General features: G+C 67.8%; 1 protein-coding gene. It reads left to right on the top strand.

Annotated elements, in window-relative coordinates; genetic code table 11:
* On the top strand, positions 1-261 hold a 261-nt coding region (locus AAEY87_RS14115; RefSeq protein WP_350657627.1), incomplete at both ends, for an ABC transporter substrate-binding protein.

The raw sequence follows: 261 nt of genomic DNA, 5'->3' as shown, positions 1-261 counted from the left end.
CGACATGATCGTCGCGAAGCCGCCCTTGCGCACCGTCGAGGCGCTGAAGGGCAAGAAGGTCGGCGTCGAGCTCGGCCTGGTCGATCACCTGCTGCTCGAAACCGCGCTGCAGAAGCACGGGCTCAAGGACGGCGACGTCACGCTCGTGAATGCGAAAACCAACGAGTTGCCGCAGGTGCTCGGTTCGTCGGCCGACATCGCGGCGGTGGCCGCGTGGCAACCGAATGCGGGCGAGGCGTTGAAACGCGCGCCGGGCGCACG

This window comes from Psychrobacter sp. S1-30-MNA-CIBAN-0213 (assembly GCF_040309845.1).
Lineage (GTDB): Bacteria > Pseudomonadota > Gammaproteobacteria > Pseudomonadales > Moraxellaceae > Psychrobacter.
This window is presented reverse-complemented; position numbering and strand designations above follow the sequence as displayed.